Here is a 13,769-nt window from a genome sequence, read left to right as displayed (position 1 = left end):
GCGCCGAACTACGTCCGGCCCGATCAAAAAGGCCCGTGGCGACACTCACTCTAGCGTGACCGTCGACTCCGTCTCGGAGGCCTCGTAGACGGCCTTGATCGTCTTGATGTCGACCAGGCCGTGTTCGCCGTCGGCGTAGAGCTCAGTGTCGGTCAGCAGGCAGTGGGCGAAGTACTCGAACTCCTCTTCCATCTGGTCGATCTGTTCGAAGTCGATGTCGACCGTCGTCCCCTCGTGAGACAGCTGGAGTGCGCGGTCGTCCCAGGGGTAGAAAGCCGGTTCGACGCGGACCTTGCCCTCCGTTCCGAGTACGGATATGTGGCTGTCGAGATGCGCGTTCTGGCTGGCAGTACACACTGCGTACATGTGCCCGGGGAAATCTAGCTGGAACGCGCCGTGTTCGTCGGGCACGTCGGCGAACTCCTCCTGCACCGATGCGACGGTTCCACGCACGGCCACGGGGTCGGCATCCAGCAGGAATCGGCTCGTGTTCAGCGGATAGATACCGATATCCATGACGGCACACCCGCCGGACAGCTCCCCGTCCAGCCGCCACTGGTCGGGGTCGGGAACGAGTTCGAGGATGGGTTCGGTCATGTTGCCGTGGACGAACAGCGGCTCGCCGATGTACCCCTCCTCGATGAGGTCCTTCGCTCGCCGGACGGCTGGCTCGGTGTGCATCCGGTAGGCGATCATCAACGTCGCGTCGTGCTCGTCACAGACCTCGACCATCCGCTCGGCGCGCTCGATGGTGGCCTCCATCGGTTTCTCACAGAGGATCGCCTTGTCCAGCTCCGCTGCCGTCTCGACGTACGGGAGGTGGCGCGCGTTCGGGGTAACGATGTAGACGGCGTCGTACGCGTCGCCTGCGACCCCGTCGTGGAACTCCTCGTACGTAATCGCGTGTTCGACTGTCTCCGAACCAGCTGCCACGTCCGCCGCTTTCTCGCGATCGCTACTGACCAGCACAGTCGTTTCACAGAGGTCCCCCGCGTCGACGGCGGGCATCGCCTGTTCGGTGGTCCACCAGCCGACGCCGATCATCGCGAACCGAACTGGGTCATCGGTCTCTGTCTGTTCCTGCCAGTCTCGACGGTCGAATCCTCCAGTGAGCGCGTCAACGTTCATGCCGCTGTCATCGACTGGCTGAATGTTATTTTTTGTGTTGGAACGCCCGTGTCGGCCTGTACTGTTCCAGTGGAGCGAATGGTAGTTCAACCGCTAAGCAAGCTAGTCCCGGAAGAAGAGATAGACGTTTTGTATTGTGGAATGACTTGACAGTCTCACCTGCAGATATCGTACACCGATCGGTCGACAATTCGAGTGGGAAATGCTGTTACACGGGCCGTCTGTGGTCTGTCTTCGTTTCCGATCTCCGGTTTCCGTACCGAGAATAACGACAGTACAATCGTTACGATAGCTGTTCCATCATTATGAACGGGCGGTCGTGAGTGGGGTGCCACGGTTCGTTTGCCAGCGGATCGATTCGAATCGCTGTTCCACTCGTTGTGTTCAGACGGGGTGTCTGCAATGACTGCTACCGATAGAACGGCGATGAGTCCAATCGAACACTGGTCTCGATCTCGTTTCTCGCCGTACTCAGATCGACCCGGTTAGTGACATTTCGCGGTAGTGAAGCTTGCACTGGATGCTGGTGCGCTAATAACGAGAGTGGAACGTCTGTACGGGACAGACAGTGTCGGTGCTGGGACCGTTCCACCATCGTCGGTCGGTTGGGCTACGACCATGACTTTGCACGCTCGCTCTTGCGGTGGACAAGAGCACCAGAATATAAAGAATAATAGTATATAAAATTTTTGCAACAGAAAATAAACTCCGTAGTCGACGACGGTGGCCGCCTCGATTAGCTGTTGCGGTACACCGTCTTGATGTAGCTGAAGAACTCCAGTCCAGCGTCACCCTGCTCGCGGTAGGTATTGGTCGAGGAGCGCTTGAGGCCGCCGAAGGGCACGTGCAGCTCCAGCCCGGTGGTCTTCTCGTTGACCTTGACCACGCCGGACTCGGAGCGCTCGATGAACTCGTTTTCCTCCTCGATCCGGTCGGTCACGACGCTGGCCGAGAGGCCGTAGTCGATGTCGTTGGCGACCTCGACGCCCTCGTCGAAGTCGGAGACCGGAATCACGGCCAGCACCGGGCCGAACACCTCTTCCTGTGCGATGCGCATGTCCGGCTCGACGTCGGAGAAGACGGCCGGCGAAATGAAGTTCCCGGCGTCGTACTGGCCGCCGGTGAGCTCCTCGCCGCCGGTCTCCAGCGTCGCTCCTTCCGACTGTGCGATGTCGATATACTCCAGGCTCCCTGCGAGTTCGTCCTCGCTGACGTGGGGGCCCATGTCGGCCCGGTCGAGACCGTCGCCGATCTCGAGGGACTCGGCGTAGTCGACGATTGCGTCGAGGAACTCGTCGTACACGTCTTCGTGGACGATAGCTCGGGAGGTCGCCGTACAGGCCTGGCCCGTACCGCCGAAGGCCCCTGCTCCGACGATGTCGGCCGCCTTGTCCACGTCGGCGCTCGGCATGACGACGGTCGGGTTCTTCCCGCCCATCTCCGCCTGCGCGCGCTTCCCGTTGTTCGTCGCCTGGTCGTAGACGTGCTCGCCGACCGAGGCACTGCCGGTGAACGACACCACGTCCACGTCGTCGTGGGTGGTCAGCCGCTCACCGACCTCGCTACCGGGGCCACAGACTAGGTTGATAGCGCCGTCCGGAATGCCGGCCTCGTCCAGCGCCTCGACGATCATTGTGCCGACGGTCGGCGCCTGCATCGCGGGCTTGATGACGACGGTGTTGCCGACCGCAAGCGCCGGCGCGATCTTCCAGGCCGGGATCGCGATGGGGTAGTTCCACGGCGTGATGAGCGCCGCGACGCCCATCGGCTCCTTCTTCGTCTGCAGACCGGCGCGGCCGCCGCTTGGCTGTTTGACGGTCCCGCCGAAGTCGCGGGCCTTCTCCGCGTAGTAATAGAAGATATCAATCGCACGCTGTACCTCGCCTTCGGCTTCGCCGAGCGGTTTCCCCTCTTCTCGGGTCAGCGTCTCCGCAAGCTCGTCTTTCCGGGACTTCAGGATTTCACCGGTCTCACGCAGGATCGCACCGCGCTCCGGGCCAGGCATCCCGCTCCATTCGTCCGTTGCTTCTGCCGCGGCTGCGACTGCTTCGTCCGTCTCCTCGGTCGAGGACACCGGAACCGTGCTGACGACATCGCTCTCGTCCGCCGGGTTCGCGATATCCTGTGTCTCCCCGGAATTGCTTCCGGTCCACTCGCCACCGATATAGTTCTCGTACGTCTGCGTCATACGTTTGATTCATCTCATTCCCAATACTTACGCGTTTCCCATCCTTCGCTGTACCCGTCGTTCGACGGTGTGGAACGACCGGCTGGTGCCGGTGGGTCACGGCAATGCTGGATAACCGGCACCGTAGCCAGTGTACCCAGTATCGACGGTCCAACACCGAATTCGCGATGACAGACTTACAGCTGAATCGCAATTGCAGACCACTAAAATAGCTACCGCTGTCAAACAGCACGACAACACGGAATCTGTGTGTTGCCAGATCTGTCACAACATGGGTTTGGCCGCGTTCGGTATTTGCGTTGCTACGACTGATCGCTGCTGCGCCCTCTCCTAGTATATAACTCTATTTCATAGCATAACACGTGTATGTATGTTATCGATCCACACCGGTAGTTGCTGGATTGGCTGTTGTTGGTGAGCCGAACTCCCACTATTTAATATAGCGATATTTGATTGATAGCGATAAACAGTACCGACGACAAAATACCAATCAATGCGCTGTAGTACGGCCCAATTCTCTCGAACTAGGTCGGATCTACCATGTAACTGTTGCAGCGATATCCCTCGATCTCAGAGTATGGGTTACAAGCCGACAAGCACGAGTACAAATACTATATTAATAGTTCCAAAACCCACTATTTGGTACTATAAGGTGATACTGCTGCCCGTATCGAAATCAAACCCGGGATAAATCGTCGCTATCCACTCTTTCGAGAAGGGCGTCAGCAAGTGCGCTCTTCCGGTGTGAAACCAGCAGATGGCAGTAAATGTCCTCTTCACTGTCCGCACCACAGTTACACAGCGGGCATCCATATGTGTGGCTTTTTGCCCCCTCGGTCGCTCGCTGTGGGATGCTGGCTTGCATATGCGGATGTAGCGCCTTGCCGAACATAGCGGTTTCTAGGACCGCTATGTTGCTCTCAATGTGTATATAGAGACTTTCACCACGTCGGCCTCGGATGCAAAGTATCCGGCTACTTATGTCGTCCAGCGTCGCGACAAACCACACAGTCGTGTTCTATTCTCGCCTCAACAAGACGTTCGCCGGTCAGACAAGCTTGCTGAAACCGACGTATTACGAGTAGTCCCTATCACGGACTTGGCCGATTTTTGACTATATCCCTCCAATGTGGTTGTCGAATCTGGTTGTACATACCTGAAGGCGCTGATTGAATATGTTACTACGTTTTCGCCATCACTGAACGACGCAGCTACCGACGGCTCCCCGATGATTTGCTCACCCTCGCGGAACTACCGTGCGCGCTCGCTCCTGTAACCGCTGTATTCGTTCGTCCATCGGCGGATGCGTCGACAAGAGGCGTGAAAGCTCGCTGTCCGCTTCGCTGTGTACGTATAATTGCCGCAGGTGACCGGGGTCTGGCTTCGACGCCCGCTCGATTTTCGCGAGGGCACGTGCAAGCCCAACTGGATTCCCTGTTATCTCGATTGCGCGGTCGTCGGCTGCCAACTCGCGACGTCTGGAGTAGCCGAGTATCAGCAGTGTTACCGCGAATCCGAGACCGGCAACGACCTGTAGCGCGTACCGCTGTGCCCGCCCAAGCCAGGAGCGCGACCACGACGACGGGTCGCCACGTAGCAACGCGAGCGAACGGGCGATACCGCCGGTTAGCACTACGATGGGGAATACCACGAGACTGATGAGCCCGATAACCGTCTGGACGAGACTATACGCGACAGTCTGAATGAGCGCATCACGGGTCTCCAGATGCGCGAGTTCGTGGGCCAGCAGCGCCTCGAACTCCGACACGGACAGCAGTCGGAACAGCTGTCGGTCGACGACGATAACCCCAGCGCCGCCGCCGATGGCGAACGCGTTCGGGACTGGCAACTCTGCCAGTAGCAACGTCGGCGTCTCGACGTCCATCTGATCGACAAGCGTGTCGAGGCGGCGGTAGACCTCCGGCACACGCGCCCGTGAGAGTTCGACTGCATCGAGAGACCGCTTGAGCTGCGCCGTTGCAGCCCAGTAGTTCAGGATGCCAAGAGCAATCGCCGTCCCGATAATGACCAGAGCGGCTGTCAGTGGCGACGGACGGCTGTCCCACACTGGCAGAAGCAGCATATACCCGACGTATGCCGCCGCGAGATAGACCAGCAGCGATAGCAGTCCGACGACGGCCATGAGTAGCCGTCGGGTCACAGACATGTCTGCCGGTACGCCGTTGTACGAAAAAATCGCTTCGGTGGTGTCACCGCCGTTCCGTTGTTCGAATGCTTTGATGCCAGTTTCGCGGTCGTTGGACTATTTGATATAGCGGTAGTGGGTTTACTCCGGATACAGAAAAGGAACAACTACTTCGACGGACCGGCGACAGAACAGCGTTTCAGGCCTTGCTGCGGGTGATAGATTCGGAGCGGCGCACACCGTAGTCGACACGCCTTTTTCACCGCCGCACAGACCATTCAGTATGCGAACTGCACGCCTTCTGACCGAGGATGGACCAGTAACCGGCGAATATGTTGACGGCGTCATCGACGCTGATGACGGCCAGTACGTGGTTGGCCGCGATGGCCGACTGCTTCCGCCGTGTGAACCGACCGCGCTGTACTGCGTCGGTCGGAACTACGCCGCTACGAACGACCAGATGGATTACGACCGGCCCGAGGAGCCGGATTTCTTCATCAAGCCCCCGACGGCGCTGCTCGCACACGAGCAGGACATTCCCTACCCGACGTTCACCGACGAACTCACCTACGCCGGTGAGTTAGCTGCGGTCATCGGTGAGCGGTGTCACGACCTCGACCCGGCTGACGTCCAGGACGTTGTTCGGGGGTACACGATACTGAACGACGTCGACGCGCTGGACCAGCAGGGCCGAACCGCACGCAAGGCCTTCGACGGCTCCGGACCCCTGGGGCCATGGATCGAGACTGACGTCGACCCCACCGGGATCGATATGTACACCGACATCAACGACGAGCGCCGACAGTCTGCCAATACCAGCGAGATGCTGTTCGGACCGCACGAGGTAGTCGCGTACCTCTCGGAGCGGTTCACGTTCCGGCCCGGCGATGTCATCGCGTTCGGTAGCCCGGCCAACCCGGGTACGGTCGTGCCCGGTGACACAATCGAGATCACCTACGAGGGCGTCGGAACACTCCGCAACTCGGTTGTTGAATCGTAACGTAGCGGATAGCTGAAATCGTGACGTAGCGGCTTTTACGACGGCGATACGGCAGAGCAGCGGGTTTGGACAGCTCGCGGTGATAAACTGCTATCTGCTATATGAAATCACTGTAGCCGGGTCCGAATCGTCTCCGCGGTTTGCTCACCGATACCGTCGATAGCCGTCAGTTCCTCGTCGGAGGCCGCTCTGACGCTGTCCACGCTACCGAAGCGCCGGAGCAGTCGCTTCCGCGTTTCGGGGCCGACGCCGGGCACGTCATCGAGCGTCGTCGACACTTCGTCCCGTAGCGTCTGGTGGTACTGCACGGCAAAGCGGTGGGCCTCGTCGCGAATCCGCTGGAGCAGGTGGAGCTGTGGGGCGTCGTCGTCCCAGTCGTACACGCGGTCGGGCGTGATGACCAGCTCCTCGTCCTTCGCCAACGCGATGGCCGGCACGTCCCAGCCGGTCTCGGCGAGGGCGTCGCGGGCCGCGCCGAGCTGGCCGTCGCCGCCGTCGATCAGCAGCAGGTCCGGGTCCGGCCGGTCATCCCGTCCCTCGACGGCGCGCGTGGCCCGCCAGCGAAGGAGTTCCCGCATGTTCGCGTAGTCGTCGTTTTGCTCGGTGAGCTTCTTCCGCCGGTAGTCGCTCTTCTCCGGCGTCTCGTCGACGAAGGTGACGTTCGAGCCGACGGCCGACCGGCCCTGGGCGTGGCTCACGTCGAACCCCTCGATGCGGCTCGGGCGGTCGATGCCCAGCGCGTCGGCCAGACGGCCGCTCTCGTCGTCGGTCCCGCCGCGCTGGCGGGCGTTTTTCAGTGCAAGGTCGACCAGCGTCGCCTCCCGTCCGGCCCCGGGCACGCCGAGGGTGACGCCCTCGCTCTCCAGCCAGGCCTCGATGTCCGGGTCGGCGGGGTCCTCGGCACAGAGAATCCGGTCGGGTAGCTCCCGCTCGGCGTAGTACTGCGGGATGAACGCCCGGTACACGCCGGCAGTCCCCTCGCCGTCCGGGGCCTCCAGCGTGTGCCGGTCCCGTTCGACGAGCTTGCCGCCCTCGGCGTGGAGCCGGGCGACGATGGCGCGCTCGCCTTCGACGGCGGCCCCGAGTACGTCCGTCGTCTGGTAGCCCGCGGAGTCGCTGACGGCGGTGTCGCCCTCGCCGTGGAGCGCCTCGACGGCTCCGAGCTTGTCCCGGAGGTTCGCCGCGCGCTCGAACTCCTGGTTCTGTGCGGCGGCTTCCATCTCGCGGCGTAGCGGATCGGCGAGAACGCCCGTTTCGCCTTCGAAGTACCGCGTGACCGATTCCACGTCCTCGGCGTAGTTGGCTTCGCCGATTTCGCCGGTACAGGGCGCGGTACAGATGCCCATCTCGTAGTCGAGACAGGGCCGGTCCCGGTTGCTGTACTTGTGGTCGGAACAGCCCCGCAGGCCGTACGTCTCCCGCAGTGCCTTCACCACCGTCTCGACCCGCCCCTTGTCGGTGAACGGGCCGTAGACGGTCGCGCCGTCCTCGGGGTCGCGCGTCACCTCGATTCGGGGGACAGGATGGTCGGTCAACTGGACCAGTGGGTAGGACTTGTCGTCTTTCAGCCGGACGTTGTACGGCGGCCGGTGGCGCTTGATGAGGTTCGCTTCCAGTAGCAGCGCCTGCGTCTCGGTGTCGGTGACGGCGAAGTCGATGGTCTCGGCTCGCTCGACCATTTTGGCGATGCGCTCGCTCCGCGGGTCAGCATACGAGCGCACGCGGTCGCGCAGGTCGACGGCCTTTCCGACGTAGAGGACCCGGCGTTTGTCGTCCCGGTCCTGCTCGAACAGGTACACGCCGGGTTCCCGCGGCAGCGACCCCGCGCGCTCTCGAACCTCGTCGGCGTCCATTACTCTAGGGTTGGCGCTCGGCGGGGTTGAACGTCACGGGAGCGGGTCGTCGGGCGATGGCTGGTCCGCGCTCCCGGCGTCGTCGGGTGCCGAACCCGGAACGATGGCGGCCTCGATTCGCTCGACGATGCTCTCGTCGTCCGGTGCGGTCAGTTCGATGTCGTCGTCGCCGGCGACGCGCACGATGAGCAGTCGGTCGCGGCTCCAGAGATAGACCCCGAGGACGACGGCGGCAAAGGCCAGTGTGAGGCCACCGAACAGGCGCATGAGGTCGTCGAGTTGCGCCATCAGTGTCAGCATCGTCTGAAGCATTCCAAGCATTCCGCCGATGCCGACGGCGCTGGCTGCACCGCCGCTGTCGAGCGAGACGTTGCCGACGAGGCCGTCGAGGCTAACTGTCATTCCGGCCCCAACCAGCACAATACCGACGACCAGTGCCTTCACACCGAGTTCGAGAAACGACCAGTCGCCGCTCGTGGTGACGCCGATGCCCTCGACGTTCGGCCGGTCGACCTGCCGGTAGTTCGACCCCTCGCGGTCCGGTGTGAACACGAGCACGCGATGGCTCGTCACAACGACGCCGCCGCGGTCCAGCCGAACGTCCGCTTCGATCACCTCGCCGTCGTACAGGAGGCTCTCGGCCCGTGCGACCCAATCCATACACCCCGTTTACTGCGGAGACGTGTATATTCTCCCCCCGTAACCGCTAACTGTGCGCCCTCGAACATGACAGTATGACCGCCGATCCCCGCTGCCCCCACTGCTCGGAGAAAGTCAGCGCGACCGCGACGTGGTGTATGCACTGCGGCCGGGACTTCGATAGCCCGGTCGACGCCGGGACCGGATCAACGATCCTCGACGCCGGCGGCGGCAGTCAAACCACCTCGGACCTCGAAGCGGCGCTCAACGCCGGCGATCTGGACGGGATCCAGAACGCGCTTACCCAGAGCGACAGCGGACCGCGACTCGTCGGCTTTGCCCTCGGTGCAGTCGCGCTGTTTACGCTTCCCATCGTCTCACCGCCGGGCGTCCCGCTGTCGTATATCCTCGTTGTCGCCGGCGTTGCAGGGATTGGGGCCACACAGTCGACGGTCGACGCGGCGCTCAGAACCGGCGGGAAGGCCCTCGCGCTCGCTCCCTTTCTTCTGGTCTTTATCGACGTGTTCCTCAGCTACTTGTTCAGCGGACTGGTAACGACTAGTGCCACAACTCTGGTTGGCCCGGCAATCTATGCCGGACTGGTCATGTACGGTATCCGCTGGTATCGTCGTCGCTGAGCGGTTTGCATTGAGCTGATTGCGAGCCGGCATGCATCTCGACCAGCGTGTCAGCGACTTGCTTGACCGCTCTATCGGCGACGGCTGCTCGCTGGGCGTCTGTGAGCGGGGTGTGGCAACCCATGGTTGAAGATTATTGTTCAATTGATAAATACTTCGTGGAGGCTATAACTGCCATCTGTGTCTTCTCCCCGTGAGCGATCCGCGCTCTTCAGGCCGCGCGCCGGTTCGCTTCGCCCGGTATCAAAACTACCATGGCCCCTGGATTCGAGCACTCACCTACTACAGGTGGTTCTGTGACCGAAAAACGCGAATACAAAGACGATTATCAGGACAAGACGCTGTATCTCCCGGGGCCGACAGAGGTGCGTGAGGACGTTATCGAGGCGATGGCCGAACCGATGTTCGGCCACCGGATGGACCGGATGACCGACCTCTATACCACCATCGTCGAGGATACGAAGGAGTTCCTCGGGACCGACAACGACGTCATCGTGCTCACGGCGTCGGGCACGGAGTTCTGGGAGTCGACGACGCTCAATCTGGTCGAGGATAGCATGCTCGTACCGACATCCGGCGCGTTTAGCGAGCGCCAGGCCAACGTCGCCGAGCGGCTCGGCAAGGACGTCGACCGCATCGAGTACGACTGGGGTACGGCGGTCAAGTCCGACGACATCCGCGACGCGCTCGAAGCCGGCGACTACGACGCCGTCGGGGCCGTGATGAACGAGACCTCGACCGGCGTCCGGAACCCTATCGAGGAGATCGGCGACGTGGTCGCGGAGTACCCGGACACCTACTTCATCGTCGACGCCATCTCCTGTCTCGGCGGCGACCAGATCGACATCGAAGCACACGGCATCGACGCTATCTTCACGTCCACGCAGAAGGCCTTCGCCATGCCACCGGGGCTTGCGGTCTGTGCCGTCAGCGACGCGGCCTACGAGCGGGAACTGGAGAAAGAGTCGGCGTCTTGGTACGGCGGCTTCCAGCGCACGCTCGACTACTACGACCGGAAGGGCCAGACCCACTCGACGCCGGCGATTCCGCTCATGCTCGCCTACCGCAAGCAGATGAAGCACATGCTCGATGAGGGCCACGACGCCCGCGATCAGCGCCATCAGGAGATGGCCGAGTACACACGCGAGTGGGCCCGCGAGCACTTCGACCTCTATCCCGAGGACGGCTACGAATCCCAGACGGTGACCTGCATCGAGAACACGCGGGACATCAACGTCGCCGAGACGGTCGAGCAGGTCTCCGAGGAGTACGACATGGTGTTCTCCAGCGGCTACGGCGACATCAGCGAGGAGAGTTTCCGCATCGGGCACATGGGCGAACACACCGTCGAGAGTATCAAGGAACTAACTGACGCAATCGAAGACGTCGCCGATCTGTAGACAGACGATAACCGACGAAGACCGGAGCTATGGATGGATTTGGAGGGTTTCGATGCAACCACTTGGCGTTTTCACAGTTTGATAATGCTGGGAAGACTATATTACTGCTTGCTACTTTGATGTAGATAGACAAACCGTATGAGTAAAAGTAACAGGCGGAGTACGGACAGCGATTCTTCAACACAAATGAACGTGACCAGAAAACAGTTCGACTGGACCGAGACGCGACCGAGCGCGGCAGTGACTGAGTACATCTCTGCCATGACCGGCCGAGAACAGACTGACTTCGCACCGCTGTACGAGACTGTCGACCCCGAAGCGCTCGACTCACTCATCGGCTCCTCGAAGCGCTCGACACCCGTCAGTATCTCGTTTGAATATGCCGGTCACTCGGTCACTGTCCGAAGCGACGGGGAACTCGTAATCAAGGCACCAAGTGCTAGTATCGGCCGATAACTTCGTCGCTGCACTATCTCTGCCTACCGTCTAACGGACGGCAGCGAGGTGGGTAAACCTATTCTCCGTTTCTGACTGTTTCTTCCATGATCCGAGGGCCGGAGCAGAGCCGTTTTTGTATCCGAGACGCAACACTCCGTCAGCATGACCACTGCCGAGGACGTCGCCGGGAACCCCTATCTCTCCGATCCGCGGACTGAGTTCGAGCCCGTCGAGGACGTCGACGCTGAGACCGCCCGCGAGCAAGCCGATCAGTTGCGCGAGGCTATCCGCTATCACGACTACCGGTACTACGTCGAGAACGACCCGGTCATCGGCGACCGGGCCTACGATGCGCTGTTTGCCCGGCTGCAGACGCTCGAATCGGCGTTCGACCTCGACACCGACGGCAGTCCGACCCAGCGCGTCGGCGGCGAACCGCTGGACGAACTCCCCGACGTCGAACACGTCGCGCGGATGGGCTCTATCGACCAGGGCGGCGAGGAGGCGGACGTGCGGGAGTTCGACGAGCGGGTCCGGAACGGACTCGACACCGACGACGTGCAGTACTTCTGCGAGCCGAAGTTCGACGGCCTCTCCGTTGAGGTCGTCTACGAAGACGGCATCTACCAGCGGGCCGCGACGCGTGGTGACGGCGAGGTCGGCGAGGACGTGACCGAGAACGTCCGGACTATCGCCAGCGTCCCCCAGCGGCTGCGCGGTGACTACCCCGACTTTCTGGCTGTCCGTGGCGAGGTGTACATCCCGCGGGACGCCTTCACTGCGTTCAACCGCGAGCGCGTCGAGCGCGGCGAGGACCCCTTCGCGAACCCGCGCAATGCCGCTGCCGGGACGCTCCGCCAGCTCGACCCGTCGGTGACCGCCGAGCGCCCCCTCTCTGTCTTCTTCTTCGGCGTCCTCGACGCCTCGGTCAGCTTCGAGAGCCACAGTGAAATGCACGAGCGGTTCCCCGAGTGGGGACTTCGGGTCTGTGATCGAACCGCTGTCGTCAACGATATCGACGCCGCCATCGACTACCGGAACGACCAGCAGCAGGCCCGTGACGACCTCGATTACGAGATCGACGGTGTCGTCATCAAGGTCGACGACATGGACGCCTGCGACGAACTCGGCTCGACCTCGCGCGCCCCGCGCTGGGCGTTCGCCTACAAGTTCCCGGCCCGCAAGGAGGAGACGACGGTGCGGGACATCGTGGTACAGGTCGGCCGGACCGGGCGGCTCACTCCCGTCGCACTCATGGACCCCGTCGAGGTCGGCGGCGTCACCGTCTCCCGCGCCTCGCTACATAATCCGTCGCTCATCGCCGACCTCGGTGTTGACGTTGGTGATCGCGTCCGTATCAAGCGAGCCGGCGATGTCATCCCGGACGTCGTCGAAGTGCTGGACGACGACGGCGACGGCCACTTCGAGTTCCCGGAGACCTGCCCGGCCTGTGACAGCCCAGTTGAACGTGACGGCCCGATGGCGTTCTGTACCGGCGGGCTGACCTGCCCTGCCCAACGCGAGCGCAGCGTCGAGCACTACGCCAGCCGCGACGCGCTGGATATCGAGGGTGTCGGCGAGAAGGCCGTCCAGCAACTCCTCGGTGCTGACCTCGTCTCGGACCCTGCAGACCTGTACGACCTCACCGTCGAGGATCTCACCGACTTGGAGGGCTGGGGCGAGACCAGCGCCCGGAACCTCGTCGAAGGGATGGACGGCGCTCGGGAGCCACCGCTCGCGGACTTCCTCGTCGCGCTGGGTATCCCCGAAGTCGGGACTGTCACGGCGCGAAACCTCGCTCAGGAGTTCGGCACGTTCGAGGCGATACTCGACGCGGCCGACGACGGGGATACCGACGCGTTCGAGGCCGTCCCCGACGTGGGGCCGACCGTCGCCCGCTCCATCGTGGAGTTCTTCGAGGGCGAGGGGAACCGGGCTGTCATCGACCGCCTACTTGAGTACGTCGAGCCACAGGCCGCCGAGGAGACAGGCGGCGACGCGCTGGCGGGGCAGACGTTCGTCTTCACTGGTTCCCTCGACGGCTACACCCGCAGTGACGCCCAGGAACTGGTCGAACGACACGGCGGGTCAGCGACCAGCAGCGTCTCCGGTAACACGGACTATCTGGTGCTCGGCGACAACCCCGGCCAGCGGAAACAGGACGACGCTGCAGAAAACGACGTGACGACGCTTACCGAAGCAGAGTTCGAAGACCTGCTGGACGACGCGGGTGTGCTGTGAGAGGCGGGTCGAACGGTCCCGAGTGAGCCGCCCTCGGCGGTAGCGATAGTGGTCGGACACGCTCGAACCAACCGGTCACGCTATCATCCGTTTCGTGT

Annotated in this window: 10 protein-coding genes; 5 read left to right on the top strand and 5 right to left on the bottom strand. The window is 62.1% G+C overall.

Annotation, left to right across the window (positions count from 1 at the left end):
- Nucleotides 1–45: 45 nt before the first annotated feature.
- From gfo6 to C444_RS16230, 3 genes are all read right to left on the bottom strand, one after another.
- Nucleotides 46–1,128, bottom strand: a complete 1,083-nt coding sequence (gene gfo6, locus C444_RS16240; protein ID WP_004594102.1) for a D-xylose 1-dehydrogenase Gfo6 — start codon at nucleotides 1,126–1,128, stop codon at nucleotides 46–48.
- A 736-nt stretch (nucleotides 1,129–1,864) separates the two neighbouring features.
- Nucleotides 1,865–3,316, bottom strand: coding sequence for a 2,5-dioxovalerate dehydrogenase (xacF, locus tag C444_RS16235; RefSeq protein ID WP_004594101.1), 1,452 nt, complete (start codon nucleotides 3,314–3,316; stop codon nucleotides 1,865–1,867).
- A gap of 1,237 nt (nucleotides 3,317–4,553) precedes the next feature.
- Nucleotides 4,554–5,483, bottom strand: a complete 930-nt coding sequence (locus C444_RS16230) for a M48 family metallopeptidase (protein ID WP_049909560.1) — start codon at nucleotides 5,481–5,483, stop codon at nucleotides 4,554–4,556.
- A gap of 262 nt (nucleotides 5,484–5,745) precedes the next feature.
- On the opposite strand from C444_RS16230, the gene C444_RS16225 reads away from it, so the two are divergent.
- Nucleotides 5,746–6,462 (top strand): fumarylacetoacetate hydrolase family protein, encoded by a 717-nt coding sequence (locus C444_RS16225; RefSeq protein WP_004594099.1) that lies wholly within the window; start codon nucleotides 5,746–5,748, stop codon nucleotides 6,460–6,462.
- Between the two features lie 107 nt (nucleotides 6,463–6,569).
- Here the strand turns inward: C444_RS16225 and C444_RS16220 are convergent, their stop codons facing one another.
- Together C444_RS16220 and C444_RS16215 are read right to left on the bottom strand one after the other, a co-directional pair.
- On the bottom strand, nucleotides 6,570–8,315 hold the full coding sequence (locus tag C444_RS16220) for an excinuclease ABC subunit C (RefSeq protein WP_004594098.1): 1,746 nt from the start codon (nucleotides 8,313–8,315) through the stop codon (nucleotides 6,570–6,572).
- Between the two features lie 33 nt (nucleotides 8,316–8,348).
- A complete protein-coding gene (locus tag C444_RS16215) occupies nucleotides 8,349–8,975 on the bottom strand; it encodes a hypothetical protein (RefSeq protein WP_004594097.1) in 627 nt (208 codons plus the stop codon).
- A 137-nt stretch (nucleotides 8,976–9,112) separates the two neighbouring features.
- On the opposite strand from C444_RS16215, the gene C444_RS16210 reads away from it, so the two are divergent.
- From C444_RS16210 to ligA, 4 genes are all read left to right on the top strand, one after another.
- Nucleotides 9,113–9,592, top strand: coding sequence for a hypothetical protein (locus C444_RS16210; RefSeq protein ID WP_004594096.1), 480 nt, complete (start codon nucleotides 9,113–9,115; stop codon nucleotides 9,590–9,592).
- A gap of 296 nt (nucleotides 9,593–9,888) precedes the next feature.
- Nucleotides 9,889–10,992, top strand: a complete 1,104-nt coding sequence (locus tag C444_RS16205) for a pyridoxal-phosphate-dependent aminotransferase family protein (RefSeq protein ID WP_004594095.1) — start codon at nucleotides 9,889–9,891, stop codon at nucleotides 10,990–10,992.
- A 186-nt stretch (nucleotides 10,993–11,178) separates the two neighbouring features.
- Nucleotides 11,179–11,448, top strand: coding sequence for a HalOD1 output domain-containing protein (locus C444_RS16200; protein WP_004594094.1), 270 nt, complete (start codon nucleotides 11,179–11,181; stop codon nucleotides 11,446–11,448).
- A 144-nt stretch (nucleotides 11,449–11,592) separates the two neighbouring features.
- On the top strand, nucleotides 11,593–13,671 hold the full coding sequence (gene ligA, locus C444_RS16195; protein ID WP_004594093.1) for an NAD-dependent DNA ligase LigA: 2,079 nt from the start codon (nucleotides 11,593–11,595) through the stop codon (nucleotides 13,669–13,671).
- Nucleotides 13,672–13,769: the final 98 nt, after the last annotated feature.

The organism is Haloarcula japonica DSM 6131 (assembly GCF_000336635.1).
In the GTDB taxonomy this organism is placed as follows: domain Archaea; phylum Halobacteriota; class Halobacteria; order Halobacteriales; family Haloarculaceae; genus Haloarcula; species Haloarcula japonica.
This window is presented reverse-complemented; position numbering and strand designations above follow the sequence as displayed.